Source organism: Desulfovibrio simplex (assembly GCF_055387835.1).
Map to the genome: position 1 here is coordinate 1,899,023 of NZ_AP042377.1, position 26,214 is coordinate 1,925,236.

At 59.3% G+C, this 26,214-nt stretch carries 22 protein-coding genes; 9 read left to right on the forward strand and 13 right to left on the reverse strand.

Annotated features, from left to right (window positions below):
- Nucleotides 1–67: 67 nt before the first annotated feature.
- The 3 genes from ACZ5DH_RS07750 to ACZ5DH_RS07760 all read right to left on the reverse strand — a co-directional run bounded on the left by ACZ5DH_RS07750 (nucleotide 68) and on the right by ACZ5DH_RS07760 (nucleotide 2,848).
- Nucleotides 68–745 carry an outer membrane protein gene (locus tag ACZ5DH_RS07750; RefSeq protein ID WP_464256488.1) on the reverse strand — a complete coding sequence of 226 codons (678 nt, stop codon included), beginning with the start codon at nucleotides 743–745 and terminating at the stop codon, nucleotides 68–70.
- A gap of 597 nt (nucleotides 746–1,342) precedes the next feature.
- On the reverse strand, nucleotides 1,343–2,347 hold the full coding sequence (locus ACZ5DH_RS07755) for a GNAT family N-acetyltransferase (protein ID WP_464256489.1): 1,005 nt from the start codon (nucleotides 2,345–2,347) through the stop codon (nucleotides 1,343–1,345).
- Between the two features lie 39 nt (nucleotides 2,348–2,386).
- Nucleotides 2,387–2,848, reverse strand: coding sequence for a hypothetical protein (locus ACZ5DH_RS07760; RefSeq protein WP_464256490.1), 462 nt, complete (start codon nucleotides 2,846–2,848; stop codon nucleotides 2,387–2,389).
- Nucleotides 2,849–3,172: 324 nt separating this feature from the next.
- Here ACZ5DH_RS07760 and ACZ5DH_RS07765 point away from each other — a divergent pair, with 324 nt between their 5' ends.
- The 5 genes from ACZ5DH_RS07765 (at nucleotide 3,173) to ACZ5DH_RS07785 (ending at nucleotide 9,331) form a co-directional block, all read left to right on the forward strand.
- Nucleotides 3,173–4,057 (forward strand): formate dehydrogenase accessory sulfurtransferase FdhD, encoded by an 885-nt coding sequence (locus ACZ5DH_RS07765; RefSeq protein ID WP_464253762.1) that lies wholly within the window; start codon nucleotides 3,173–3,175, stop codon nucleotides 4,055–4,057.
- Nucleotide 4,058: 1 nt separating this feature from the next.
- The gene (locus ACZ5DH_RS07770; protein WP_464253763.1) at nucleotides 4,059–5,324 is read left to right on the forward strand and encodes a molybdopterin molybdotransferase MoeA; all 1,266 of its coding nucleotides are present in this window, start codon (nucleotides 4,059–4,061) and stop codon (nucleotides 5,322–5,324) included.
- 740 nt (nucleotides 5,325–6,064) lie between these two features.
- The gene (locus ACZ5DH_RS07775; RefSeq protein WP_464253764.1) at nucleotides 6,065–7,270 is read left to right on the forward strand and encodes a quaternary amine ABC transporter ATP-binding protein; all 1,206 of its coding nucleotides are present in this window, start codon (nucleotides 6,065–6,067) and stop codon (nucleotides 7,268–7,270) included.
- Entirely contained in the window at nucleotides 7,260–8,102 is an 843-nt protein-coding gene (locus ACZ5DH_RS07780; protein WP_464253765.1) for an ABC transporter permease, read from the forward strand. The genes ACZ5DH_RS07775 and ACZ5DH_RS07780 overlap by 11 nt, the downstream gene beginning before the upstream one ends.
- A 365-nt stretch (nucleotides 8,103–8,467) precedes the next feature.
- Nucleotides 8,468–9,331, forward strand: a complete 864-nt coding sequence (locus ACZ5DH_RS07785) for a glycine betaine ABC transporter substrate-binding protein (RefSeq protein WP_464253766.1) — start codon at nucleotides 8,468–8,470, stop codon at nucleotides 9,329–9,331.
- A 532-nt stretch (nucleotides 9,332–9,863) separates the two neighbouring features.
- On the opposite strand, the gene ACZ5DH_RS07790 is transcribed toward ACZ5DH_RS07785, so the two are convergent.
- The gene (locus tag ACZ5DH_RS07790; RefSeq protein WP_464253767.1) at nucleotides 9,864–11,954 is read right to left on the reverse strand and encodes a methyl-accepting chemotaxis protein; all 2,091 of its coding nucleotides are present in this window, start codon (nucleotides 11,952–11,954) and stop codon (nucleotides 9,864–9,866) included.
- Between the two features lie 429 nt (nucleotides 11,955–12,383).
- Between ACZ5DH_RS07790 and ACZ5DH_RS07795 the strand changes: the two genes are divergently transcribed.
- From ACZ5DH_RS07795 to ACZ5DH_RS07805, 3 genes are all read left to right on the forward strand, one after another.
- Nucleotides 12,384–13,394 carry an FUSC family protein gene (locus ACZ5DH_RS07795; protein ID WP_464253768.1) on the forward strand — a complete coding sequence of 337 codons (1,011 nt, stop codon included), beginning with the start codon at nucleotides 12,384–12,386 and terminating at the stop codon, nucleotides 13,392–13,394.
- Between the two features lie 276 nt (nucleotides 13,395–13,670).
- Complete coding sequence (locus ACZ5DH_RS07800) at nucleotides 13,671–14,360, forward strand: LexA family transcriptional regulator (protein ID WP_464253769.1); 690 nt, start codon at nucleotides 13,671–13,673, stop codon at nucleotides 14,358–14,360.
- A gap of 399 nt (nucleotides 14,361–14,759) precedes the next feature.
- Nucleotides 14,760–15,356 carry a lysozyme inhibitor LprI family protein gene (locus ACZ5DH_RS07805; RefSeq protein ID WP_464253770.1) on the forward strand — a complete coding sequence of 199 codons (597 nt, stop codon included), beginning with the start codon at nucleotides 14,760–14,762 and terminating at the stop codon, nucleotides 15,354–15,356.
- A gap of 516 nt (nucleotides 15,357–15,872) precedes the next feature.
- On the opposite strand, the gene ACZ5DH_RS07810 is transcribed toward ACZ5DH_RS07805, so the two are convergent.
- From ACZ5DH_RS07810 to mgtE, 9 genes are all read right to left on the reverse strand, one after another.
- On the reverse strand, nucleotides 15,873–17,159 hold the full coding sequence (locus ACZ5DH_RS07810; protein ID WP_464253771.1) for a sensor histidine kinase: 1,287 nt from the start codon (nucleotides 17,157–17,159) through the stop codon (nucleotides 15,873–15,875).
- A gap of 43 nt (nucleotides 17,160–17,202) precedes the next feature.
- Nucleotides 17,203–17,676: a response regulator gene (locus ACZ5DH_RS07815; protein WP_179981210.1), complete on the reverse strand. Its 474-nt coding sequence runs from the start codon at nucleotides 17,674–17,676 to the stop codon at nucleotides 17,203–17,205.
- A gap of 39 nt (nucleotides 17,677–17,715) precedes the next feature.
- Nucleotides 17,716–18,399, reverse strand: coding sequence for a sensor histidine kinase (locus ACZ5DH_RS07820; RefSeq protein ID WP_464253772.1), 684 nt, complete (start codon nucleotides 18,397–18,399; stop codon nucleotides 17,716–17,718).
- Nucleotides 18,396–18,794 (reverse strand): response regulator transcription factor, encoded by a 399-nt coding sequence (locus ACZ5DH_RS07825; protein ID WP_464253773.1) that lies wholly within the window; start codon nucleotides 18,792–18,794, stop codon nucleotides 18,396–18,398. The genes ACZ5DH_RS07820 and ACZ5DH_RS07825 overlap by 4 nt, the downstream gene beginning before the upstream one ends.
- A 2-nt stretch (nucleotides 18,795–18,796) precedes the next feature.
- On the reverse strand, nucleotides 18,797–20,560 hold the full coding sequence (locus ACZ5DH_RS07830) for a sensor histidine kinase (protein ID WP_464253774.1): 1,764 nt from the start codon (nucleotides 20,558–20,560) through the stop codon (nucleotides 18,797–18,799).
- A gap of 81 nt (nucleotides 20,561–20,641) precedes the next feature.
- Nucleotides 20,642–21,073 carry a DUF1634 domain-containing protein gene (locus ACZ5DH_RS07835; RefSeq protein WP_464253775.1) on the reverse strand — a complete coding sequence of 144 codons (432 nt, stop codon included), beginning with the start codon at nucleotides 21,071–21,073 and terminating at the stop codon, nucleotides 20,642–20,644.
- Between the two features lie 35 nt (nucleotides 21,074–21,108).
- Nucleotides 21,109–22,251 (reverse strand): sulfite exporter TauE/SafE family protein, encoded by a 1,143-nt coding sequence (locus ACZ5DH_RS07840; protein WP_464253776.1) that lies wholly within the window; start codon nucleotides 22,249–22,251, stop codon nucleotides 21,109–21,111.
- A 247-nt stretch (nucleotides 22,252–22,498) separates the two neighbouring features.
- Nucleotides 22,499–23,185, reverse strand: coding sequence for a response regulator (locus tag ACZ5DH_RS07845; protein WP_464253777.1), 687 nt, complete (start codon nucleotides 23,183–23,185; stop codon nucleotides 22,499–22,501).
- A gap of 232 nt (nucleotides 23,186–23,417) precedes the next feature.
- Nucleotides 23,418–25,052, reverse strand: coding sequence for a magnesium transporter (mgtE, locus tag ACZ5DH_RS07850; RefSeq protein WP_464253778.1), 1,635 nt, complete (start codon nucleotides 25,050–25,052; stop codon nucleotides 23,418–23,420).
- Between the two features lie 258 nt (nucleotides 25,053–25,310).
- Between mgtE and nadC the strand changes: the two genes are divergently transcribed.
- Nucleotides 25,311–26,183, forward strand: coding sequence for a carboxylating nicotinate-nucleotide diphosphorylase (gene nadC / locus ACZ5DH_RS07855; protein WP_464253779.1), 873 nt, complete (start codon nucleotides 25,311–25,313; stop codon nucleotides 26,181–26,183).
- Nucleotides 26,184–26,214 lie beyond the last annotated feature (31 nt).

Genomic DNA, 26,214 nt, shown 5'->3' on the forward strand with positions numbered 1-26,214 from the left:
AGCGCTGCCTGCTGCAAAATGGGGCAGGCTACCAGGACTTGCGAGTCCTGGTTAGCGCTGATTGACCCTAGAAGCCGTAGCGCAGGCCAAGCAGGAATTCGTTGTTGTAGGGGCGGTTGCCAATTTCGTACTTGACGCCGCCAACAGTCGAGCTCACTTCATTGTAGCCAAGGCTCACGAAGCGGTAAGAAGCGTCAACGGTAAAGTTTTCGTTGATGTTGTAAGCAACACCGGCGCCTGCGTTCCAGGCGAAGTTGGTGAAGCGGTCATCAGCTTCAAACTTGCTGCCGTCATTGCCCCTGAGGGTGTAGCCGGTGTAGTTGAACGCCATGCCAAGACCACCGCCCACGTAGGGGGTGAAGGCGCTGTCGTTATGAAAATCCCAGAACACGTTGGCGAACAGGGTGGAATTGTTCCACACGCCCTTGATATCACGCACGTTCGCGCCGCCATCACTCCAGCTTTTTTCGCTGTTGCCGCGCAGGGCAAATTCGATTTCAGCACGGATGGGCAGCATCTGCTGGGGCCAGAAATCGTACCCAAGGGCCAGAGCGCCACCCAGGGTAAACTGACTGTAGTCGTCCACACCACTGCCGGCCAGACCGCTGCTGCGTTCCATCTGTCCGGTGCTCTGGATGCTCATAAGAAATTTGGGGGCCAGGTACATGCCGGTGCCTTCGGCAGCGGCCAAGCCGGGCAATGCCAACGAAAGGGCAAGTGCCATAGCAACTATAAAACGTTTCATGACAGTCCTCCTAGTACTTACCCTCAGTTTTTTTCGAGGGCAGCCTCAAATTTCGGACATTCATTAGAAAATGTCAATAAATTTTCTACATTTTTACTTCCGCAAGCCCGGATATCAAGGAATTCCTGCCCCTCAGCACGGGGAGTGCCGTGCCCTCCCCAAAGCCCGCATGCTGCCGCGCGGCGCGACGAACCGCATCCAGCCTGCCGCATTCCCAGGCCATGCCCATCATGTCGTTGGCGCTTTTCGCCGTTTTCGCCTGGCACGCTACACTTGCCAGAATGACCGCCTCAGAACCCGCCGGGAACCGGCCGCAACACGGGCTGCCCACAACACGGACACGGCAACACACGTGTCCGTAAAATATCGGAACACTCTTGCGGGCACGTTTGTCGAACCAGCGCAGGTTGAGGCTCCGGGCACAGGGAAGGCCAGCGCGCATGGTAATCTGGCACGGACACAGGAGCTCACCCTGCCGAGAGCGGACAAGGCCGGTAATGCTGCAAATACAGGATGGAGTGGACGCAGGAGCTGTGCAGGCGCATCGGCCAGGTATCAGGATTTACAAGTGAAAAGGTTGAAAAAAGATGCTTCCGGCTATTTTTTGACCATCAGCCATGTCTGTATGGGCAGGCGTGCCTCTGTCCAGTGGGCCTTGTAGCCCATACGCGGGCCGGTCAGCGGCCCCATGTCGTAACGGGTTGCCCCTTGCTCGCACAGCCAGGCCACCTGCTCGATCTGCAGCAGATTGCCGATGCCCGCGTCCCTCCAGTCCTGATCATAGCTGAACTGCTGCCCCCGGTACACATCGCCCGCCATACCGCCAAAAATGAAGCCCACATCGCGGCCCTCATGCACGGCAAACATGACGCGCGCCCCGCGTACAGGAGCAAGCCGCCGCAACATCGCATCATAAAAGCTGCGGGCAGGCTCTTCGGCCATGCCGCACTGCCCCGTGCCCTTCCAGCTTTTATTCTCTACCGCCAGCATACGTGCAAAAACGGCCCGCGCTTCTGAAGCCGAGGCGGGCACGTGCCGTTCATACCCAATGCCGCGATTCTGGGCGCGCCGCCGCCCCTTGGATATTTTGGCCCTGTGGTTGGCGGATCTGCGAGACAAAAAGCCGTCCAGTCCGCCCTGAAGAGACGCTGCGCACTGTACGGTTTCGGAATGCATAAAAAAATCATACCTGAGCCCGAAAGTCCGCAGCAAGCGGCGTGGCAAAACGCCGCCCGGCTGCAAACCACTGATGACAATACGCGGAAAGAACGGTTTGTTACGGCCGGCAAGTTCGTCCAGCAGCCGGCTCAGCATGTCCACGGCATGTGGGCCGAGCAGGGGCGAACTAAAAAACCACAACGTGTCGATGGGCGTCAGCAGCACTGATTCGGCTGAAAATGCCTGTTCGGCGAACACCAGAATGCTGTCAGCGTCATGCCTGTTCGTATGCCGCACAAGCAGGCGGCGCTCGGGGGCAAAAACCTCATGAAAGGAAAGCTGCCAGGCGGGCGTACAGCAGAAGGGGTCTGCCTGTCCTGAATACAGGGCAGCCCGCTGCCACCCGGCGTGACCCTCAAGCTCATGAAACGAAAGCTGTTCCATAGGGCCCATGTCCCGAAAATACCATCATGACGTTAGCTCTTACCTGACTTCTGTGGGGCACTGTTCACTACGGCTGGCGTAAAAAAACCAGCCCGCATCCGAATCCTGCGTGCGTTCAAAACAGAAGTTCCCGACCACTCGCCAGAGGGTGGCGGGCTGCACCGTGGCAAAGGCCGCACTGACGGCCTCCGCCTGGGGATACTGCCCGGCAAGAACCTTGATGGTCTGCGCTATGCCCGCAAAATAACGGGCAGAAGACGCGGCCGTATTAACCACAACGGCGCGCTCGACCAGATCGTCCGTGTTCAAAAAAAACGTGGCCGTAACCCCTTCTTCCAACGTGCATATTTTTACCTGCCCCTGATCCTGAACGGTAACGGAACCGGGGGCAAAAGCCTTCATCCATCTGGCTTCAAACTCTTTCCAGACCAGTTCGCCTCCCTCCGCGCCAACAGGGACGGCCAGAAGCAAAAGAAAAAGGCAGAGCAGCAGTTTTTTCATGATAATGTCTCCTTTTTCAAAAAATTCAAGGTGTGGCATACGAATATCCAGTGTGCCACTCATTTATGTATATGTGAGCAAGCGGGTAATGAAAAGCTTCCTTTTTCGCGCGATCTTCATTCCCGGCAATCCATGACCGGTATTCTGGCAGCCGCACAAAAAACACGCAAACCTCGCAGCTGGCTAAAATTGCCCCATTGCGCTTGTTTTTCAACGCATTTTGGCTGAAGCTGGAAGCGCCGTATCAAGGCGCTGATAAAATTTGGTCAGGGTATTTTCATTCCCCCATCCGCCCTGCAATCATTACCGGAGACCACAGCCAGCATGCCCGTTTTCCCGCCTTCACCAGCCTGTGTTTTGCGCGTCATTACCCGTATCAACCATACGGGCAGGCATGAGGTGGAGGATGTGCTTCTGCGTGAAGAAGCCTATGACCTCATCTGTGACGGCCAGACCGTGGCCCGCATGCACTGCATGCCCACCAGCCTTGAAGAACTGGCCGTCGGGAGGCTTTTCACCCTGGGATTGCTGCGTGATGCGCGCCAGATTTCATCCCTGACGATCCGGCATCCTGCGGGGCAGGACGCCGACCGCATGCCGCCCCCGGATCCGCGTCTTGCGGCCGAAAGCGCCCATGGGCAGGACTCTCTGGCCGACGCCTCCACGGCATCAGCTGCCGAGTCGCCATTTTCTCCTGCGAGCCAGCGTGCCGCTGCCCTGCCCTCTCTCAAGCTCCGCTCCGCCGGAAGCATCCGCGTCAGCCTTGCCCCGCCGCCCGCTCTGGACGATGCGGCAAAACTGGCGGACGTGCGGCTTGACGCCGCCCAGGTACACAGTCTTCAGGCGGCCTTTGAAGAGCGCTGCGCACTTTTCCGGCAAACAGGGGCCGCCCATAGCTGCGCTCTGGCGACGCCTGAAGGCATTTTGCTGTTTTATGAAGACATCGCCAGGCACAACGCTCTGGACAAGCTCATAGGGGCCATGCAGCTTCAAAACGTGCCCCCTGAGGGCAAGCTCATGATCTTCAGCGGGCGTCTGGCGGTGGACATGCTTGAAAAGGCCGCTGTCAGCGGCGTGCGTCTGCTTATGGCCCCGGGCGCTCCTTCGCTGGCCTCTGTGGAACTGGCCGAAGCCATGCGGATAAGCCTTCTGGGCTTCGTGCGCAAAGACAACATCAACATTTATACCTGCCCGCACCGGATAGTCTGACATGTCTTTTGGTTCTTCTCACGCCTGCCCTCGCTTTTCTGCCCGACAGACCATCCTGCCGCTGGAAAAAGCTTTGGCGGCCCTGCTGGCCTGCGTCCGTCCCACGGCGCAGACCCTCCGTCTGCCCCTGCTTGAGGCCGACGGGCGGGTAAACGCCGCCGACATATTCGCCAGCCTGCCGCAGCCGCCATTTGACCGCGCCCAGGTGGACGGCTACGCCCTGCGCAGCGCCGACATCGCCCAGGCGCGCCCGGATTGTCCCGTCACCCTGCCTGTGGTTCAATACCTGTACGCGGGTGGAGGGCCGGGCGTCCCCCTGCCGCGCCGGCAGGCCGCGCGTATAACCACCGGAGCCATGATGCCGCCGGGGGCGGACTGCGTCATGTGGCAGGAAGACACAATGGCTGAGGCAAGCCGCATCACCGTGCGCCACAGCCTGACGCCGGGTCGCAACTACCGCCCCTGTGGACATGACGTGGCCGTGGGCCAGCCCCTGGCACGGCGCGGGGACGTGCTGCACAGCGGTACACTCGGCCTGCTGGCCGGGCAAGGGCACACCCATGTTCGTGTGTTCGACAAGCCCACGGCAAGCATGCTTGCAACCGGAGATGAACTGTGCCCGCCAGGCCATCCGCTTTCAGAAGACGGCATATACAACATCAGCGGCACGCTGCTGGGCGTACGACTGCAAAATATGGGAGCACGCATTCTGCGCATGGAAACCTGCGCCGACAGCTACGACAGGCTGCGGCTGCGTGTGGAGGCCATGCTTGAGCACAGCCGCCTGATTATTACCACAGGCGGCGTGTCCTTTGGCCCACGTGACCTGATCTCGCGCGTGGCGGAGGATCTGGCAGCCCGTCACGGCGGCCGCCTGCTGTTTCGCGGTCTGCACATGAAGCCCGGCGCCATGACCCTGGGCGCGGCCATAGGCGACAGCATACTGCTCGGCCTTTCCGGCAATCCCGTGGCGGCCGCTGCGGCCTTTGGCCTGCTGGCGGGGCCCCTCATACGCAAAATGTCTGGACGTGCGCACTACGGTCTGAGGCGCCTGCGCGGCGTCATGCGCAATGACTTCGGCTCCTGCAGCAAGGATGCGCGCCGTCTCATGATGGCGAGACTTGAAGGCTCCGAGGTCTTCATGCGCCCTGAAAATGGGGGCATAGGCCAGCCAGCCCTGCGGGACGACTACAACTGCTTTGTGGATATTCCCGCTGGATATCCGCCACTGCGGCGCGGTATGAAAGTGGACATCATTCTGGCATAGCCCGACTGTGACGCCCCTTCACCAGAATGCACGTGGGCCGCTTGCCGCGCCGGAAGAGTGTCACCTTGAAATGCTTTGTGGGGGAGGGACCCTTTTGCAAAAGGGTCCCTCCCCCACGCCCCTACCCCCTAAAATTTTTTACCGGACAGACAGCTAAACAGACTGACAAAACAGCAGAACAAAAGCCGCCCTTGATTTGCATAGATTTTTACTTTATTGTCACAAAAAATTCATACAAAATATACTTATTTTTCTCATTTCAGGATTATGAAAATAATACTGCCACGTAATCTCCTGTTAATTTTTTTCATAGCGGCTTACCGCGTGCAGAGTATCAAAACATACCGCTGGTAAAATATATTTTTACCACAAGGTGTATTTCAAAAAATTCACTATTTTCCCAAACAGCTTGCGCTGTAGTATGCCCACTTCCACCACACAACCTCTGCAATCCCGGCCAGGGGCCATTGCATCCGGCTCTGGCCTGCCCCTGCGCAACACGGAGGAAAAAAGACGCCAAAACAAGCTTTGTATGATGGCACTGTTTATTTTAACAGCAATTATTTACACACTTTATGGAAGTTCGGTATATACCGAGGAGGCGTTCATCTGCTGGTGCCCTCAACGCTGATGACTCCAGCAAGTTCGTTTTGACGGTCACACTCTGATCGTCCTTCCATATACTCGCCCGGTTACGGGCTACACCCGCGGCGTATCGCGCCACGGCAGAAGGAGGGTATATGGCAAAAATTTCCATCCAAAATGTTTCAAAAGTCTTCGGTCCACACCCGAAGCAGGCTCTCACGCTGGCGGCCAAAGGCGTTTCGCGCGCTGATATTCTACGCCAGACCCGCACCACTGTTGCTCTGTTCGACATATCCATCGACATCACAGACAGCCAGCTACTGGTTATTATGGGACTTTCCGGCAGCGGAAAATCCACGCTGCTGCGTTGCCTCAACGGTCTTGTCATGCCCACCACCGGGCGCATTCTTGTGGACGGCGAAGACATCACGAGCATGAGCAGCAAAAAACTGCGGCGCGTGCGTCAGCGCTGCTTTGGCATGGTGTTTCAGAATTTCGCGCTTTTCCCCCACAGAACGGTGCTGCAAAACACGGCCTTCGGCCTTGAGGTCATGGGCGTGCCAGAATCCACCCGTCTGAAAAAATGCAAGGAAGTTCTGGAGCGCGTGGGGCTGGCACAATGGCAAAGCTCCTATCCCGGCCAGCTCTCCGGCGGCATGAAACAGCGCGTGGGCCTTGCCAGGGCCCTTGCCCTGGAACCCGAAATCCTGCTTATGGATGAAGCCTTCAGCGCGCTCGACCCCCTTATCAGACAGGAAATGCAGGACGAGCTGCTGGCGCTTCAGGAAGACATACACAAAACCATAGTCTTCATCACGCATGATCTTAACGAAGCCTTCAAGCTCGGCGACAGCATCGTCCTGCTGCAGGACGGAGCCATCGTACAGACCGGCACGCCGGAAGAAATCCTGCATGCCCCGGCCAACGAACATGTGGCCCGCTTTGTTGCCTCGGCAGACGCCTCGCAGGTGCTCACGGCGGCCAGCGTCATGAAACGTTCCGAAGACGCCGCCGTGCTGGGGCTGGACGGCCCGCGCGCAGCCCTGCGCAAGATGCGCGTGCACTCCATCGCCTCGCTCTTCGTGTTGGACAGACACCGCCGCTTTGTGGGCATTATCAACGCCGCCGATGCGGAGCGCATGGTCAGTGAAGGGCGTTCGGATCTGACGGAAATAACCAGTTCGGACATCACCACCGTCAGACCAGACACCCCCGTTACCGAAATTGTGCCCCTTATGGCCGACCTGCCCTACCCCCTGGCCGTGGTGGACGAACGCCAACGCTTGCAGGGCGTCATTGTGCGGGGATTGCTGCTGGGCGCCCTGGTGGAGCACAACCGGGGAGGCGTCCATGCTGCCTAGACTGCCCCTGGCCAGTTATGTTGACAGTGCCATAGATGTTCTGGTCGAGCGTTTTTCCGGCGTTACCCGCACCGGTTCAGCCATCATGCTCAACCTGCTGGATCGCTTTGAAGAGACGCTTCTAATGCCGCCGCCATGGCTTTTTATCCTGCTGCTGGCCGCTCTGGCCTGGCGCGTGACACGCCGCCCCGGTCTGCCCGTATTTGTGGTTCTGGGGTTTTCCCTCTTGTGGAACCTGGGCTTGTGGACGCCCACCATCAGCACCCTGGCCCTCGTGCTCTCGGCCACGCTGCTTTCCGTACTGATTGGCGTGCCTTGCGGCATTCTGGCGGCCATGTCCCCCACGACGCGCAAAATCGTCATGCCTGTGCTGGACGTCATGCAGACCATGCCCGCCTTCGTCTACCTTATCCCGGCCATTCCCTTCTTTGGCATAGGAAAGGTCAGCGCTGTGGTCGCCACGGTCATTTTTTCCGTGCCTCCCGCAATCCGCCTGACCTGCCTGGGCATTCAGCAGGTCCCCAGCGATCTTGTGGAGTGCTCCGAAGCTTTTGGGGCCACGCGCGTGCAGCGCCTCTACAAGCTTGAACTGCCGCTGGCCATGCCCACCATTGTGGCTGGCGTAAACCAGACCATCATGCTGGCCCTCTCCATGGCTGTCATTGCGGCCATGATCGGCGCGCGCGGCCTTGGCGGCGAGGTATGGAAGGCCATTCAGCGGCTCAACATCGGCATGGGCTTCGAGGCGGGCCTCGGCATCGTCATTGTGGCCATCACCCTTGACCGTATGTTCCGCGCTCTGGCGCAAAAGAGCTCCGGCAAGACCCATTAACGGGCTGAACCCTTTGAGAAGTAACATCCACAAAGGGTTGCAGCCCAGCGTCCACGCTTGCGCTTCTGTAATTACCTGCACGCGCAGTGGCGGACAGTATACCCATACGCCGGCTCAAGACACCCTCGCCAGCCGTCACCAGTTCAGGGCAATTTCGCCAGCGCTGCCGTCGCCAGCCGTAAGGCTTCTCCATAGCCTGACGCTGCCTGAAATTTGCTCCGACGGCTGCGGGGGCAGGCGCCCGCCGCGAAGGCGCCAGCGCGGTTCATCGCGCTGCCACGCGACGCGGCGGCGTGTTCCCCACTTTACGGATGTACGTTCGCAAAGCGAAACATTCCCGAACAACCTTTTAAAAAGGAGCCCTCATGAAATTTCGCATACTGGGCATTGCCCTGGCCGCCGTCATGCTGCTGGCCGTCTGCGCCACAGCCAAAGACACGAAGGAGGACAAAACCCTCAAGATCGTCTACGTGGAATGGGACTGCGCCACCGCCTCAAGCAATCTGGCCAAGGCGGTGCTTGAAGACAGGTTGGGCTACAAGGTTGAACTGCTGCCCGTCACGGTTCCCATACTCTGGACCAGCATGGCCACGGGCGACTCAGACGCCATGGTCACCGCATGGCTGCCCAATACCAACAAGGATGTGTACGAGAAATACAGGGACAAGCTGGAAATTCTGGGCAAGCTTACTGACGGCGCACGACTGGGGCTTGTGGTGCCCGACTATGTGCCCCTGAAATCTGTCGAGGAACTGAAAGCCAACGCGGATAAATTCCAGAACCGGGTAATAGGCATCGACGCTGGCGCGGTGTATATGGGTCTGACCGAAAAGCTCCTGAAAGACTATGGCATAGACAATATGGAGTTGATTGACGGGAGCGACGCCATCATGACCTCCAGTCTGGCGGAGGCCATCCGCAGAAAGCAGTGGATTGTTGTCACAGGCTGGTCGCCCCACTGGATCTTTGGCCGCTGGAACCTGCACTATCTGGACGAACCCAGGGGCATCCTCGGCACTGAAGAGGCCATTTACAATGTTGCGCGCAAGGGTTTGAAAAAGGATCATCCTGACGCGCACGCCTTCCTGTCCAGGTTCTCCTACACCGGGGCGGACCAGTTGCAGCGGCTCATGGCCAAGAATCAGGAAAAAGGCGCGGATCCGCTGGAAAACGCCCGCCAGTTCATGAAGGACCATCCTGAACAGGTCGAAGCGTGGCTGCAGAAATAGGCTTCAGCCAGCTACTGCGCCGTACAGGCGGGCGCTGACCGGTCTGCCCTGCACTGGTCTGCACAGACCATATCTGGCGGAACGGACCTGCTCTGCCGTAACTGGGCTGCTCTGGCTTACTCGCATCACAACGCGAAAGACGCCGACCATGCTTTGGGCGGGTCCAGCAGGCAGGCAAAATAAAAATGCCCCCAGGCCGGAAGAGTGCGACCAGGGGGCATATCAGGAACGCTGGCGTTTTTCAGGGTATTTTCACCCTTGAGCCTGCCCCGCGCTTGGCGTCAGGCTCGTCAGGCGAGCCTTTCAACGCCAAAAGGCATCACAGTCCTCGCACAGGGGGGATGGCCGTTGCATCGGCTATCCCCCCTTAAACCAGATTAACTTTGAAAGGCTTCACATATCAATTTGTCATTCTGCAGAAAAATACGATCTCCGGCAGAATCCACGCCACATTGCGGCGCGCTGCATTCTCGTGCGGCCTGAGAGCATGTGACTTTTTTCAAAGTCACATGCTCTCATTATGCGAACGCCATCAGGCCTTTTTCATATTCTCGATAAGCGCGCTCAGACGATGCGCCTGCTGCGCGAGATCGTTCACCGCATGGCTCGCCTCGCTCATGGCCTGGGCGGTCTGCCCGGACATGTCGTTGACCTGCACGATGGACTCGTTGATCTCCTCACTGGCGGCAGACTGCTCTTCACTGGCCGTGGCGATGGCCCGCACCTGATCCGCCGTGGTTTCCACATTATGAACAATCTGACGCAGGGCTTCGCCAGACTGGCGGGCAAAGCCGGTGGCGGTTTCAACTTCTGCAAGCGCCTTGTCCATGCCGCTGACACTCTTGGCCGTACTTTCCTGAATCGCCTTGATGGCATTGCCCACATCCTGGGTGGACGCCATGGTCTTTTCAGCCAGCTTGCGCACCTCATCGGCAACCACGGCAAAGCCCCGCCCCGCGTCACCGGCACGGGCGGCCTCAATGGCGGCATTGAGCGCCAGCAGGTTGGTCTGGTCCGCGATATCTGAAATGACGCCCATGATGCGGTTGATGGCCAGGGCGTGCTCATTCAGCTGGGCCATGTCGTCCTTGAGTTCCATTGAGACGCTGTGAACCTGATCAATGCTCTTCAGAGCCTGAAGCACAATCTGCGCGCCGTTTTCGGCATTGCCCCGCGTCTCGTCCGACATGGCCGATGCGGAAGAAGCATTGCCCGCCACTTCACGCACGGTGGCATTCATCTGGTTCATGGCCGTGGCGGCCTCGCCAAGACGATTGGCGGATTCCGTCGATATATGGCTTGACTGGTCGATACGGGCCGAAAGCTCATTGGACACGGATGAGACGATGGACACCACCTCTTCCAGCTGACTCGCGGCAGCAAGCATGCCGTCGCGCCTGGCGCTCTCAGCCTGATGCCGCGCAGCTTCGGCCTGTTCTGTGGCGGCCTTGGCCAGCAGGGCCTGTTCTTCAGCCTCTTTGCTCTTTTGCTGCGCGGTTTCAATCATATTTTGCAGATTACTGACCATATTCAGCAGCGAATGCCGCAATTCGGCCAGTTCTCCGTAAAAATCACGAGGTTCAAGGTGCACATCAAGGTCGCCCTGGGCAATCTTGTCCGCCTCCATAACGATCAGGCGCAGAGGACGGTTGATGGACCGCACGATGCCCCAGCCCACAACCAGCATGATGAGCGTCACGATTCCATAGATGATGGACACGGAACGGATGGCCTCGTCGGCGCTGGCGAAAATTTCGCTCTCATCCTGAATAACGACAATCTTCCAGCCAAAGCGGGTGGTAAACACATTGGCGCGAACCGGCACATCCTTTATGCGCGTGAGCACAAGACCATCCGTGGTCTTGAACACCTGTTCAAGCCCCGGATCCTTGACCTCCTTGCCGATAATCTTGCCGGTAAGCTCCTTGTCTCTGGGATCGCAAAGAATGCGCCCCGTATTTTCAATGAGCATAAAGTAACCGGTACGGCCGAAATTCAGCGCGGTAAACTTGTCTGAAAGCCCCTTGAGTGAGACATCGGCTCCCAGTACGCCCTTGATTTCGCCATTGGGGCCGCGCATGCTGTGCGTGACGGCCAGCACCAGTTCGCCTGAAATGGACAGATAACTGTCGGCAAGGCCCACATCCTTGTCCGAGTTCATACGGCTTACATACCAGGGCCGTTTGGAAGAATTGTATCCACCGGGTACCGGCCCTTCCTTCATTGACGTCCCGTAGCTGCCGTCAGGGTATCCCACGTAAATTTCCGCGTAGGCGGGGTTCACCTCGGCCAGGCGCACTATGGGCCTGACGGCCCTGGCGGCCTCCGGGCCAAGGTCCGAGCGCTTATAGAGGGTCTCGCTCGTTTTGTTCACGTAGAGGGGAAAAAGCCCCTCCGCATTGATCAGCATCTCATTGGCCGACAGAACCGCAAGGTTGCGCTCGGCTTCGCCAAGGAATCCCTCGATATAGCTGCCCATGATCTGCAACTGTTCCCCAGAGGCTTCCAGATACGCCTGTTCGGCGTTGTCACGCATTTTACTGGTTACATAGGGTATCGTGCTGCCCGCCATGATCACAATAGTCAGCAGCAATCCCAGGATAACCCTTACTTTGATAGTCATATATAACCTCCTCTGCCTGTTCTCACCCTGCAGACGCGTTCAGATTGCACACCAAGATCCGGTTGCCCCATCATGCGCCAACGGTATGTCAGCATATACAATTAATCGCCAGTCCGGCCCTATTCTTAAGAGCACAGAAAACGACCGGCTTTCGGCCCATTCCAATATGGCAGGAGTAGCACATTTTCAGATTGTTCAGCAGTTGCCAAAAAGACAAGGAGGAGCAGCGTGCGATTTCCACGCGCTGGCGGCCCCAAACTCCGCCCTGTGCCGGCAACAAAAGGGTAACCGCACGGCCATAATTACGCAACCTGGGCAATCCTGGGCATGCGCGGCGCATTTGACCTTTGTACGCTTGCCTATATACCATATGAAAAATAGTTATCAAAACTCAATGCAACCATTTTCGCCGATCCCACCGGAGCTTGCATGCCCATTTCCCCGCAAACACGTGATTTCATGGTCCGAGGCGTTCTTTACCTGCTGGCCATGTGCATACCCATTGCCGTCAGCCGGGCCTGGAACAAGCCGGACATCGCCCTGCTGGGCGCGCTGGGAGCGCTGTTTGCCCTGTTCATTGCACCACGGTACACGGCCATACCGCGCGTGCTGTGTATCGGCGCGGGAGGGCTGCTTGTGTGCCTGGCAGCCGCTGTGGGCGTTTTTACACAGGGCAATAACAACCTCGCCCTTGTTCCCCTGATAATCTTCAGCTGGATTGCCGCCCTGCCGCGCCCCGATCAGGCTTACCTCAGCCTTGTGGTCAAAAATATGGCCGCCGCCGCCCTGCTGACCCATTTTGGCATGACCAATTCTCTGACTGCGGCGGGCATCTACATGTCCGGGCTTGCCCTGGGCGCGACGCTCAGCGTGCTGGGCATCCCGTTTGGCAGCGGGCAGGGGCACGGAGCAAGCCCTTTTGAAGAATTCAGGGCTTTCACGAGCGGGGCCACCAATGACCGCCTTTATGGCGTGGCGGTTCCCCTTACGGTGCTGCTCTGCACACTGGCTGCGCGCAATCTGAATTTCAGCCATCCTGCATGGGTGGGACTGACCGTACTCTTTGTCATGCACAGTGATGGCGCGACCGAGCTGCGCCGCATACGCGACCGGGCTCTGGGCACGGTACTTGGCGTTACCGCAGCGGCTCCGGTGGTATTCAACATACAAGCCCCCCTGCCCCTTGCTGGCTGCATCGGCCTGGCCGCCCTTTTCATCCCCTACGCCCAAGCCGGACACTATATGCAGTTCAGCTTCATCATCACCTTCATCGTGCTCCTGCTGGTGGATATGGCCATGCTGACGACGGGTGGCGACATATCCCTGCTCGGCTGGCGGCTGATCGACACGATCCTGGCCTGCGGCGGCGTTCTTGTGGCCAACCTGACCCTCAGACTGATCGCGCGAGCAAAACAACAGACTGTGATCAAACAAAACTGACGCGACACAGCAAAAAACAATTACATATTTCATCAATCATTTTCTACTTACTCATGAAAAACATTTATCAACTTAAAGTTGATAAAATCCTTGCCAGCCTGCATCAAGGTTGATAGCCTGACCCTGGCATATACGTTTCCAGTGGGCATGCAGCCCGCCAGAACCATTGCCAGCCCTCACAAAAACCCACAGCCCTTATTGCACGGGCTGATCAAGTCCCGCCGCGCGGCATGCCCAGGTTGATGGCACGGCTGACGCGGCTCCGCGAGGTGTGCCATGACCGAAAAATCCGGCTTCGAAGCGACCCTGCAAAGGCTCATGCTGGCCCTGAACGCCTCCAGTGACGCTGAATTGGCGCGCGCTCTGGGCATCACCCCCCAGTCTGTCAGCGGAGCGCGTAAGCGCGGCGAAGTGCCGCCAGCCTGGATACAGGAATGCGCGGCGGAAACCGGCGTAAACGCCCACTGGCTCTTCTTTGGCAGCGGGCCCATGCGCCTTCCCGAAGCGGCTGAGGGTGAACTTCCCGCAGCTTCGCCAGACAGCGAAGCAGAACTTATCCATATTCCGCTGGCTGAAGCCCGGCTTTCCGCTGGTACGGGCAGCCTTGAAGTCAGCGAGCGCAGTGATGACAGTTATGCCTTCAGAGGAGATTTTTTGCGCCGCAAGGGCAATCCCAGGCGTATGGTTCTGATGCGCGTATCCGGCGACAGCATGGTGCCTGAAATCTTTGACAACGACCTGGTGCTGCTGGACAAGGGACAGACGGAAATCAGCCCCGGCCGCCTGTACGCTGTCGGTTTTGAGGATGCCATCTATATCAAACGTATTGACAAGGTTCCTGGCAAGATCATACTGCACAGCGTCAATCCGGCATATCCCCCCGTCAGTCTGGACTTGCGCGGCGACATGGCCGACCAGTTCAGGGTTATTGGCCGGGTTCTCTGGTCTGGGCGCGAATACCGTTAGGGCGTTATACCTTTGAAAAAGGGTGACGCTCTAACGCTGTACGACAGTGCAGCGCAACGCAACATGGCGTGGATTCAGCCGAGCTTCAGCCGTTGCGACGAAGGAAACTACGGCTAAAGCAACGGCTGCCGTAAAGACAGCATTGGTTATCCGTAAGCGGCAAAGACCCGCTAACGGCTACCGCAAGTCGCAGTTTTCGGCTGAATGCCAAATTGAAATGTGAAACATTTCAAAGGTAATCCGATCCGGTGCAAGGTCAACGTGAACATGCTCTCGCGGCCAGACAAACCTTGCGCACGTAAATGTTGTGGCGCTGAATCAACGCTCCGGCCTCTTGCGCCCCTCTGGCCCTGCGCGTACACTGAAGCTGCTGTTTGCTTATTCATCAAGGAGTCCAGGATGTTGCGAAGCTGTCTGAAATCATTTCGCGTAATTTTGCCTGCGCTGACCATGCTGGCTCTACTGTCCACTGCCCCGCCCGCATTCAGCGCAGAGCGCCGCGCTGAAGCCCAGCCCGCACAGACGAACGGCTCCGGCACTTCTTCGGCAAAAAACGCCCAGACAAACGCAGTTGGCAATACGCCTGCCACGGTGAATCCGCCGACAGGCAGCCAGAGCACTCACCCGGATGCGGATCAGGACGATTTTTCCCCAGCACAGGCTGACAGTCTGTTCAGCCCCGGCTACCAGGCATGCATGGACCGCGCGGCTGGCGTGACCACTGAAATGCAGGACTGCATTGCCGCGGAACTGGAGCGGCTGGAAAAGACCATCGCCCTCAAGCAGGTCGCCCTGGCCCCTGTTTTGGGAGAAGAGCGCGCCAAATCACTACATGAAGCTGTCGCCGCATGGGAAAGCCTGCGCAAGCACGGCTCCACCGCCATGTATGACCCTGACGGTGGTACGCTTTCGCCGCTTATTGCTTCGCTGTGGTATCTGGAACAGACCGCTCGCATGGCGCAATGGCTGAACAACCTTGGCGAGAACGCCGAGTAGCCCTTGCCGGAGTGCGCATAACCCGCAGCCAGCCACGTGTTGCCGCCTGAGGCCAAAGACGGGGCGCACGGCAGCGCATGCGAGCAGTGGCTTGCGCCGCGATGGTGGCGGACTGCCCCAGCGGCTGCGGCTTTTGCAAAGCCAAGGCAGCGGCCAGGCGCCTACTGCAAAAACGGCTGCGCCAGTAGTCCGCTGCGAAGGCGTACGGCAAACGTCAGCCGCATCGCCCGCGGATATCTGCCTGGGCCGTTAGAGCAGAGTAACTTTGAAAAAAGGACATTCTCTGACGCTGCACGAAAGCGCAGCGCGCCGCAACATGGCGTAGATTCAGCCAACAGTCATTTTTTTCAACAGAATGACAACGCTGAAATGCGAGGTCTTTCAACGGTCATCTTTTCTCATGACATGGCCCGACAGACGGCAGCGCTGCGGATAAGGCTGTAAATAAAAAATCCCGGTTCATGCCGGGATTTTTTATTTACGCATTGAGCGCGTCAACGCCACCGGGGGCGGCCGTCAAAGGCCGCCGCCCGGAGAGCGGTCGCCCGCAGCCTGACCGGTGGCTGAGGGCATTTGCGCCAAGGGGAGACTGAGGCAGAAGACTGCCCCGCCTTCCTGGCTGTTTGCGGCGGAGAGTTCACCGCCACGCGCGTGCGCCAGTGAACGGGCCACGGCAAGACCGAGACCCGCATAGCGGCCCAGATGGGATTGTGCTGCAGAACCGGGGCGCATGGCGCTGCCGCTGTGACTGTCATGGTATTGGTCATGACTGTCGCATCCGCTTTGAAGGGCACGCGAACTGAAGAATGGTTCAAAAATATGGGGCATTATGTCCGGCGCTATGCCAGGGCCGGTGTCAGCCACCAGCAAATCATACCAGCTCCTGCCCTGGCCGTCACGCCTTACCTTGGCAGTTACGCGCACAACCCCACCATGGGGCATGGCATCCAGAGCATTTTCAAACAGATGTAAAAATATCTGCCGTAACTCCGGCGCGGATCCCCAGGGCCGCAAAGCACCCTCAACGGCCAGATCGTCTGCCATGCGTTGCCCCTCAGGCAGGCGGGCTCCTGAAAGATCAACCAGGCACTGCAAGCCGGTCGCATCAAACCTGTGGCGCAGCAGATCTATAACTTCGTCAACGATCGCCGCGACGTCCAGCGGGCCTGTGCGCGCGTCCAGCCCATGCCCGACCATGAGCAGTTTGCGGGTTATCTCGCGCACGCGCAGGCTTTGCGTGCGGATGGTGTTGACGGCCTCGCGCAGTTCGTCAATATCCGGCAGGGACTGCGCCTCGGGCTCCTCCAGGCAGTCGCGTATGAGCCCGGCGGCCTGCACCACGATATTCAGCGGATTGTTCACCTCGTGGGCCACGCCTTCCGCCACGCGGCCCAGGCTGCGCCAGCGCGCGGCTTCCGCCAGCCGGGCTGCTTCCTGCCGGACAGCTGCGCGCTCCCGCGCCTTGCGGCACTCTTCCAGCACCTGTTCAAGGTCCACCGGCTTGGAAAGCCAGTTGAAAGCCCCCCGGCGCATGGCCTGCACCGCCTTGCCCATATCTGCCGCACCGGAGAGCATGACCACATCCGTCTGCGGATGCGTTTCGCGCATGATCTTGAGCAGCGCCACACCGTCCATGCCGGGCAGGCCCACATCAAGAAACACCAGTTCCGCAGGCCAGTCGTGTAAAACCTTCAGGGCTTCACCGGCATCATGGGCCGTGCGCGTTTCCATGCCGCGCAGGCTCAGACGCTGGGCCAGGGGCCCGGCAAACGCCGGTTCGTCATCAACAATCAGCACGCGCATGGCCGCTCCCGCACGGCGGTCAGTTCAGACCGCCGTCACCTGTCTATTTTTCGTGATCCTGCATAATGTCCTTTTCATTCATGACGTCGCGGGCGGAATCAAAATCGCCGCCTTCTGCCAGTGATACCGCCACCATGGCATTTTCCAGCTTGTCGCGGTAGGCCATGCGGATGCTGCTGAGCAGTTCGTCAATATCCATAGGCTTGCGCAGGAAATTATACGCGCCCATACGGTAGGCGGTCTGCTCTTCGGCATCGCCGCCATGTCCGGTCAGGATGATCACCTGCACCTGCGGGTTGCTCTTTTTCACATTGCGCAGCACTTCAAAACCGTCCATGCCGGGCATGCGCAGGTCAAGCACTATGACGTCCGTGGGCTGTTCCACAGCTTGCAGGGCTTCAGGACCATCATAAGCCACCCTTGCCGCAAAGCCACGCATGGCAAGGCGCTCGGCCAGCGTATCCACGAACTGCTTTTCATCGTCCACCAGCAGAATCTTGATGTCTTCCTTGGTCATGGAACTCTCCTTGAAGGCCCGGGCATCAGCCGGAACCGGTTATGCTGCATCTGAGTCGCAGGCGGAAAGTGAAAGAAAGAAGCGCGGCCCCTGCTCTCGCCAGGGCATGAGCGCGGCCCGCCAGCCTGGGCGCATGCCGCTGAGCATGGGACTGCCCGTCATGGCAGCCAGAGCCAATTCCCGGTTGGCTCCTTCCAGCACTTCCACCACAATGCCTTCTTCCTTCTGGCGACGTCCGGCGGTGAAACGCAGTTGCACCTGACCGCCCACCGAGGCGCAGAGGTCGAAAATCTCAAGCAGGGCGCGCAGCACGTCCATGGGTGGCACAGACGCCCAGACAGGCTCGGCGCTTTCGCCGCTCACAAGGCCTATCTGCGCCGCGCGGGCCTGACGGGCTGCCAGCAGGCAAAAACTGCGGTTCACACGGGCCAGGTCGCACGGGCCGCCGTGTTCGCCGCTTTCCGCGCCGCCGGACTGGGCCAGATAGTCCATGGCCTCTGCCAGGGCGGCTCCCTGACCTACAGAGCGCTGCGCTTCGGCCAGGGCGGCTTCGAGCCTCTGTTTACCCGCCAAAGCGCCGCTCACGTTCCTGGCGGCGGGCGCGTCAGCCATGGCCGCCAGATCCTGCGCAAGGCCGGCAGATTCACGAATCACCGCAAGCACGTTGCGCATGTCGTGCACTGCTGACGCCAGCAGGCGGGCCGTACATTGACTGGTATTCATGAGCGGCCTCCTTCGCGGGACGCGGTCTCGCGGCACTCACGGACTGCGGCCTCCAAAGTTTCAAGAAAAACATTGAAACTCAGGGGCTTGGTCAGGCAGGCGTAGGCCTGGCATGCGGGCGAAAGCCCGGTGTCATCCACAACTTCGTGCCCTGTAAGCAGAATGACCGGCAGATCAGGCTGTGCTGCCTTGAGGCGGTGCAAAACCTCATCGCCAGACAGGCCCGGCATGAGCAGATCAAGCACCACCACGTCGGGCGTTTCTTCAGCGACGGCGCCGAGCGCCGCAAGGCCGTCAAAAACCACGCGCACGCTGTGCCCGCGCAGCTCAAGCCTCTCCGCCAGGGTTTCAACAAAATCCTTTTCATCATCAGCCAGAAGTATACGCAAGGCCATCACTATACCTCCACAGAGCCGTCGGGCGGGGTCAAAGGCAGGGTCACGCGCACGGTGCTGCCGCGACCCTCTTCACTTTCCACACGGATTTCGCCGCCAAGGCGACGTACGATACCGTAGGTGATAAACATGCCAAGCCCGGTGCCCTTGTCCTTTTTGGTGGAATAGAACGGCTCGAAAATGTGCCGCAACACCTCTGGAGGCATACCCTTGCCATTATCGCACACGGTGACCTCAAGCGCTTGTCCGCCTGAGGGAACGCACCGCACTTTCACAAAGCGTTCCTGTCCGTTCTTCACATCACCGGGAGGCGGGCTGCCCGTCACGGCATCCAGCGCGTTGCCCACGATATTCAGAAAAATCTGTTGCAACTGACCACGGTCGGAAACAATTTCGGGCAGATTGTCATCAAGTTCCATTTGCAGGCTGACGCCCCTGTTCTTGGCCTCACGCTCGAGAAAAGACAGGGTTTCAGCAATAACTTCCTCAATATGCAGGCTCTGGCGATTGGCCTCCATGCGCCGGGCAAAGCCCAGCAGCCTGTGGGTAATGCCGCGTGCCCTCTCCACCGTGCTTTCAATGCCTTCGAGCAGGGTATTGAGCCTTTCCTTGTCCTTGGTTTCGCCGCCCACCTGCCCCAAGCTGATCAGGTCGCGCGCCAGCCCGGCCTTTTCGTAAATGACGGCCAGGGGATTGTTGACCTCATGGGCCACTCCCGCAGCCAGCCGCCCTATGGATGAAAGCTTCTGGTTATGCTCCATCTGGGCAAAAACGGCCACCCGGCGTTCGTCGCTGGCCTGAAGCCTGTTGACGAGCTGCTTCATGAGCAGGTGCGACACGAGGACAATAAGCGCCACGCCGCCGCCCAGAACAATCAGCAGTTCCGTACGCAGGGCCGTCCAGGGACGAAAGGCGTCAGCCATGGGCTTGACTGCCAGCAGCGTGAAATCCGTGCCCGCCAGCCCGCATGAGGCAACCATGAGCTTGCTCCCGGACGGATCGGTAATGGTGCGCACCACGGTTTCGGCCGTGGCCTGGGGCGCGGCAAGGGGGCAGGATTCCAGGGCTTTGCCGTAGAGGTGGGAATCTGTCTGCAACACTCCCTCTCTGTCCAGCAAAAAAACGTCGGTATCCTGCTCCGGCCCCACTGCGGAAAGCACCTGCTGCAGGCGCAGCGTGTCCACAGCCACGCGCAGGGTCCATGAAATGCCGCTTTCTTCCATCCTGTGAACGGCTATGACCATATGCGGATAGCCACGGTAGCCCAGAAAAACATTGCTCATATAGCGGCTTTTGATTTCCGTTTCGCGCAGCCAGGGCTTGCCCGCATAGTCCACGCCCTTGAGCTTGTACGGCCCGACGTAGGAAATCTGCATGCCATCGGAATTGACCAGCCCCATGTCCACGAAGCCCTGGAACTCGCTTCTTAGGGACAGAAAAATCCGGTTAAGTGTGCGCTCATCCGCCAGATCCTTGAACGTATAGGCATGGGCGATGAAGCTCACGGTGGATTCACGCTCGCCAAGATACAGTTCCAGAGCGGCCTGCGACTTGCGGGCCAGCGCGTAGATGGGGCCTTCCACCTCACGCTCGAGGGTTCTGGTATACTGCACATGGCTTATGCCCGAGAGCAGCAGCAACGGCGTTACAGACACCGCCACCATCAGCATGGTCATAAGCCGCCGGAGTGAACGATACCGCGCCGGCGACACGGCATCGGGCACTTCCAGCAGGTGTGCGAACGTGTTTTTTATGACAGCAAACATGGTTTCCTCCGAGGTCTGCGCCGCAAGGCGCACCGGGGCTTTGAGCCGTGCGTTTTTGCCGCGCAGACCTTGGCGGGCAGGCTAGTGCGCCCCGGCCACCAACACGCCGGACGCAGCCAGACTCAGAACCAGCACTTCAGCAATGGCGATACACATCATGAGCCACTGCTTATGACTGGCCAGGCTCCAGGCAAGCTGCACAAAGCAGAAAATCGTCAAGGCCGCAAGAAAGGCAATGCCCAGGAAGTTGCATATATCCCCCTTGCCCACGAGCGCAAGCCAGCCCCACCCCTGGGGAATGTTCCCCGCCTCACGATAGGCGGCGGCGCTGTGCGTCCAAAGGCGCGGCATTTCATCAAGGGGAATCTGCGGTTCAAGCACGCCGAACACATAGAGGGCATACGTGACCAGCATCATCACAAAGCCGATGAGTGAACCGTAAAACAGCGTATCGGCGTAACGCAACTGCGCCGGTGAAGCCTTGATGTTGTTTTTAACATCCACAGTATTCATACTATCCTCCCAAAAAGTCCAGTCCGGGCGTGAAACTACCAGCCCAAGCCCTTCATGAGGGCTTTGACGCCGGAGAAAAGAAGCACAAAAATCACCATGTAGCGGATGAACTTCGGCTTGGCCACGGCAAGCAGGCGCACACCGACCACGGAACCGAGCATGAGGCCCACAATGGAGGGAATCGCCATAAGGGGAATGACGCAGCCCTGGTTGAGATAAACCCAGGCGGCGGAGGTGTCTGTAATGGAAAGAAGGAACTTGGATGTGCCCACGCTCACCTTGAGCGGCGCGCCCATGAGCAGGTTGAGCACAGGCACGTTGGCCCACCCGGCTCCAAGGCCGAACATGCCCGCCATGATGCCGATGACGATAAAAAGCAGAAGGCCCGCCAGCGTGCGGTGGGTTTTCCATTCCACCACTTCGCCAGTGCTGGGCTCAAGAAAAACGCCGTCCATGCCCAGAGCCATGCCAATGGCGTCCTGCTTGTTCACCACGGGCCGCACGGAGTTTTTGGAAAGCAGCAAAAGCACGGCAATGGCCAGAATGGTAGCGCCAAGGCAGGTCTGAATGACATTGGTGGGCAAAGCCAGACCCAGCATGGCTCCGACGATGGCGCAGGCTGAAGCGATCAGCGCCACGGGCAGGGCAAGACGCAGGTTGGCGAAATTACGGCGCAGCAGACCGGGACCGGCTGCCAGTGCGCCCGCCAGGGCAACCAGCAGGCCCGCTCCGCGTACGAAGTCGAGATGAAAGGGAAAGAAGCCGCTGACCAGCGGCACAAAGAGCACGCCGCCGCCAACGCCAGCCATGACGGCGATGATGCCGAGAATAAAACAGAACCCCAGCAGGGCAAGGGGCCAGAACCACCAGGGGTGATTATCGATGGGGGTCATGTCAACCGGTTGCGCGGAAGCCTGTTCCAGAGCCTGGGCAGGAGGCTGCACTGTTGACGACGCGACCAGAAGGGCCGATCCATCCACAAAAGTGGCGGTCGCAGCGCCAACAGAACCGGAAGCGGGAGCCGAACTCTGAGCGACGGGCCGGGTCTGCTCCCCGTTCTGGGCCAGAGCCGCCATGGGCGCGGCTAAAAACAGAAAAAGCATGACGGGCAACAGCACGAGCCTTGCCGTATAGTCCCTTGCGCCTCTTTTGAAGCATTCACGAAAAACACAGGCCATTGTCTCCCCCTTGCGCCCTTGACCGACGCATTTGTTTTTTCGGTTAGGGCAAGACTAGGATGAGGAACAGGCGCACACCATCGGGAGAATCCTGATTTGTGAAAGAAAGTTCTAAGGATTTTCCCCAGGCGAAAACCACCCCGTGTTGTTGCGGACGCATTTAGCCCAGAGGCTGCCTGTGCGAAAGACAAAAAGGAAAGGGGCGAACCCGACTCTTGGCGCGGTTCAGCGGCGGTGTGGGAAAAGGTCAGACCTTGAGCAGGCCGTGACGGATGGCGATTTTGACCAGATCCCCCACAGACCCGGCCTGAAGTTTGGTAAGGAGGTTGTACTTGTGGGTTTCAACCGTTTTTGGGCTGATGTGCAGATCACCGGCAATGGCCTTGACGCTCCAGCCGTCGGCCAGAAGGCGGAATATTTCCTTTTCGCGGGGTGAAAGAGCGCTCAAATCGCCTCCCCCTTCGCCACCCGTTTCGTCGGCGGCCTGTCGGCGCGCGCGCAGCAGGGCCGCCAGCCGCCCCCCAGGGTCGGAAAAACTCAAAAAAATGTTGCCCTGACGCACGCTTTCAATGGCGCGCAGCAGCACGCCAGGCGGTTCAGACTTGCGCACATGGCCCATTATGCCGATGTCGATAAGTTCCGGCAACCAGCGTTGGTCTTCATGCCCTGTGTAAATAAGAATGCGCGTGCCGGGGCGTACCTCCAGCACGGCGCGTCCTGTTTCAACGCCGTTCATGCCGGGCATGCCGAGGTCCAGCACCATCAGGTGCGGCGACATGGATGCGGCCAGGGCAACGGCCTCCCCTCCGGAAAGCGCCATGCCCACAACCCGCAGATGGGCGTAAGGCGCCAGCAGGCTGCGCACGCCCTCCATCAGTAATTTGTGGTCATCCACCAGCAGGATGCGGCAGATTTCGCCTTGCGTCTGTGTCATATGCCTGTCCGGGCGCTCCCGGCTGTCCATGCCAACCTGCCCCCCTGGGTTCGGCGGCCTGAAACGGGAGGTTCAGGGTATGCAGAGCAGACCAGAGTACCTTTGAAACGCTTCACATTTCAATGTGTCATTCAGCCGAAAACGCGATGCGAGACAGAATCCACGCCACATTGCGGCGCGCTGCACTCTCGCGCAGCGTTGAGCATTTGCCCTTTTTCAAGGGTAAAATGCCCTATAAGAGAAAAAGCGACGCCAGCCCGAGAAAAATGAAAAAGCCCGCTCCGTCTGTAATTGTGGTAAGAAAAATGCTGGATGCGTGCGCCGGATCACGCCCGAGGGCTCGAAAAATAAGCGGTATCGAACCGCCGGAAACAGCGCCCAGGAGCATGTCGCACATAAGCGCGCCGCCCATGACAGCGCCGATGGCGGCCACGCCCGTGAACATCCACGCACCCACAAAGGCTGTTAAAGCCATTACACAGCCAGTCACAATGCCGATTTTGCCTTCGCGCACAACGGCCATCCAGGCTTTTTTCTGGTCAAAACGGTCTGTGGCCAACTGGCGGATCATGACGGCCAGAGCCTGCTGCCCCGTATTGCCCGCCTGATTGGCCACCATGGGCATGAGCACGGCCAGCACCGCCATTTCGGCTATGCTGCCTTCAAACATGTACACCACCGAAGCAGAGAGGGCCGAGTTGAACATGTTCACGAACAGCCAGGGCAGGCGTTTTCGCACGCTCTCCTTCCAGGGCGTGTCCACGCTTTCTTCCGGGTCGGCACCCACCATGCCCAGCATGTCGGCGCTGGCCTCTTCATGCATGATGTCCATGATGTCGTCATAGGTGATGACGCCCATGATGTGCCCGTCATTATCCACAACGGGCATGGCCATGAAGTTGTAGTGCGAAAGCAGGCTGGCCACTTCGCGCCTGTCCGTGTCATACGTGACGCTGATGACGCTCTGCCCGGCCGCCGCGTCGCCTACGATGGTTCCGGGACGGGCCAGCATGAGGTCGCGCAGGGAAAGCACGCCCACAAGCACGTCGTGCGAATCCACCACATAGCCGTAATAGGGGCTTTCTTTTTCAGCCATTTCAGCACGGATATGGGCTATGGCCTCATCCACGGTCTGGTTGCATTCCAGCAGGATGAGCTCGGTGTTCATGGCTCCGCCCGCGGAATCCGGGTCAAAATTGAGCAGGCTGCGCAATTCGTCGGAGTCTTCGCGGGTCAGCTTTTCCAGCAGGGCGTCGCGGTGGTCCTCGTCCAACTCGTCCAGCACGTCGGCTGCGTCGTCCGGGGACATTTCGGCAATAATCTGGGCGGCCACATCCGTATCCAGATTTTCCAGCACGTCAACGGCCACATTGCCGTCAAGCTCGGCCAGAGCCTCGGCGGCCTCTTCCTTGGGCATGCTGGCAAGCGTGCTCACCTGCTTTTCAAGGCTCAGATTTTCCAGATGATCGGCCATATCGGCCGGGTGCATAAACTCCTGATCCGAATATTCGGCGTCGTAGGCATCGTCACTGAAAGAGGAGCCCTCGGCAGCCGCGTCCTGCAGTGGGGCGATCTCAGGGGCCGTCGCGGGATCGGCCCCGGCGCCGGCACGGCCTTCAACGCGGTCTTCAGCGCGGTCGGCATTCGTATTCACGGCTGCTGCGCGGTCGCTGTCGCCCGACGCGGAATTTACGGACGCGGGCCTTTCAGACACGGAATCTGAGGGCACGGAATCTGAGGGCGCGGGGCTTGGGGACGCGTCCGGCCGCAGGTCCGGCCGCGAAACCGCAGCCTGAACTCCACGGGCGTCGTCCTGCCCCATGCCCTCCTGGGCCCTGATGTGCTGTTTATCTTTGTAGTCTGCCATGGCGCGCCTTTCATCCAAAAAAATACGTCCCGAAGGAGCAATGATGCCGGAAAACGCGCCTCGCAGAGGACATGGCGCATATGTGAAAATGCTCTCGAGGATCACGCGGCTTGACGCGACGCACTGGGCATTCTATCTACTTCAAAACACCCGCACATCGGCGCAGTCCGCCGTGTAAGGGCCAACACGCCGCGCGTGGCGTCTGGCCACATCGGGCGCCCTCTCACTTAGCATGCGTAAGAAATGGGGACAAGCGCAATGTATACGCCATGGGCCGCTTTTTTTTCACCTGAAGGACAGCGGCTTCTCCAACAATGTATAGACCTCGCCCTGGAAGAAGACGGCCCCGAACTGACCGCCATGGGCCTTTTTGCTCCCGACGCGTATCTGAACGCAGCCATACGCGCCAAACAGGACACCCTGGTGGTGGGGCTACCCGTCATCGGCCCGGTGTTCCGCGGTATGGGCTCACCCTTCAGATGGCAGGCGCTCGCCGCCGAGGCGGCCCCTGTGCCCGCCATGACGGAGGTGGCCCGCATCACGGCTCCAGCCGTGGCCATGCTCAAGGCCGAGCGCGTCATCCTCAACTTTATAACCCATCTTTCGGGCATAGCCAACCTTACGGCCCGTTACGTGCGCGAGCTTGAAGGCACGGGCGTGCGTCTGCTCGACACCCGCAAGACCACTCCCGGCATGCGCTGGCCTGAAAAGTACGCCGTTCAGGCGGGCGGCGCCTGCAATCACCGCAAAAATCTTGCGGAGATGCTCATGCTCAAGGACAACCACGTTGACGCCGCGGGCTCCATCACGGCGGCAGTGGCCACCCTGCGTGCCCGCTACACCCCCTGCCCGCCCATTGAGGTTGAGTGCCGCACCCTTGAACATGTGCGCGAAGCCATAGCGGCGCGCGCCGACCGCATTATGATGGACAATATGGAAGGCCCGCTTCTGAGCGAGGCCCTGGCTCTGGTGCCGGCGGACATTGAAACCGAGGTGAGCGGCGGCGTCCGCCTGGAAAATATCCGCGAGCTCGCTCTTACAGCCCCCCGCAGGCCAGACTTCATCTCCGTGGGGCGGCTTACCCACTCCGCGGTGGCGGCGGACTTCAGCATGACGCTGCTACCGGCCTGAGGCCTCCCAGGGCCGCATCTTTTCAGCGCAG

Coding starts and splice junctions, on each gene's coding strand:
- ACZ5DH_RS07750 (WP_464256488.1), bottom strand. CDS start 745: ATGAAACGTTTTATAGTTGCTATGGCACTTGCCCTTTCGTTGGCATTG.
- ACZ5DH_RS07755 (WP_464256489.1), bottom strand. CDS start 2,347: ATGGAACAGCTTTCGTTTCATGAGCTTGAGGGTCACGCCGGGTGGCAG.
- ACZ5DH_RS07760 (WP_464256490.1), bottom strand. CDS start 2,848: ATGAAAAAACTGCTGCTCTGCCTTTTTCTTTTGCTTCTGGCCGTCCCT.
- ACZ5DH_RS07765 (WP_464253762.1), top strand. CDS start 3,173: ATGCCCGTTTTCCCGCCTTCACCAGCCTGTGTTTTGCGCGTCATTACC.
- ACZ5DH_RS07770 (WP_464253763.1), top strand. CDS start 4,059: ATGTCTTTTGGTTCTTCTCACGCCTGCCCTCGCTTTTCTGCCCGACAG.
- ACZ5DH_RS07775 (WP_464253764.1), top strand. CDS start 6,065: ATGGCAAAAATTTCCATCCAAAATGTTTCAAAAGTCTTCGGTCCACAC.
- ACZ5DH_RS07780 (WP_464253765.1), top strand. CDS start 7,260: ATGCTGCCTAGACTGCCCCTGGCCAGTTATGTTGACAGTGCCATAGAT.
- ACZ5DH_RS07785 (WP_464253766.1), top strand. CDS start 8,468: ATGAAATTTCGCATACTGGGCATTGCCCTGGCCGCCGTCATGCTGCTG.
- ACZ5DH_RS07790 (WP_464253767.1), bottom strand. CDS start 11,954: ATGACTATCAAAGTAAGGGTTATCCTGGGATTGCTGCTGACTATTGTG.
- ACZ5DH_RS07795 (WP_464253768.1), top strand. CDS start 12,384: ATGCCCATTTCCCCGCAAACACGTGATTTCATGGTCCGAGGCGTTCTT.
- ACZ5DH_RS07800 (WP_464253769.1), top strand. CDS start 13,671: ATGACCGAAAAATCCGGCTTCGAAGCGACCCTGCAAAGGCTCATGCTG.
- ACZ5DH_RS07805 (WP_464253770.1), top strand. CDS start 14,760: ATGTTGCGAAGCTGTCTGAAATCATTTCGCGTAATTTTGCCTGCGCTG.
- ACZ5DH_RS07810 (WP_464253771.1), bottom strand. CDS start 17,159: ATGCGCGTGCTGATTGTTGATGACGAACCGGCGTTTGCCGGGCCCCTG.
- ACZ5DH_RS07815 (WP_179981210.1), bottom strand. CDS start 17,676: ATGACCAAGGAAGACATCAAGATTCTGCTGGTGGACGATGAAAAGCAG.
- ACZ5DH_RS07820 (WP_464253772.1), bottom strand. CDS start 18,399: ATGAATACCAGTCAATGTACGGCCCGCCTGCTGGCGTCAGCAGTGCAC.
- ACZ5DH_RS07825 (WP_464253773.1), bottom strand. CDS start 18,794: ATGGCCTTGCGTATACTTCTGGCTGATGATGAAAAGGATTTTGTTGAA.
- ACZ5DH_RS07830 (WP_464253774.1), bottom strand. CDS start 20,560: ATGTTTGCTGTCATAAAAAACACGTTCGCACACCTGCTGGAAGTGCCC.
- ACZ5DH_RS07835 (WP_464253775.1), bottom strand. CDS start 21,073: ATGAATACTGTGGATGTTAAAAACAACATCAAGGCTTCACCGGCGCAG.
- ACZ5DH_RS07840 (WP_464253776.1), bottom strand. CDS start 22,251: ATGGCCTGTGTTTTTCGTGAATGCTTCAAAAGAGGCGCAAGGGACTAT.
- ACZ5DH_RS07845 (WP_464253777.1), bottom strand. CDS start 23,185: ATGACACAGACGCAAGGCGAAATCTGCCGCATCCTGCTGGTGGATGAC.
- mgtE (WP_464253778.1), bottom strand. CDS start 25,052: ATGGCAGACTACAAAGATAAACAGCACATCAGGGCCCAGGAGGGCATG.
- nadC (WP_464253779.1), top strand. CDS start 25,311: ATGTATACGCCATGGGCCGCTTTTTTTTCACCTGAAGGACAGCGGCTT.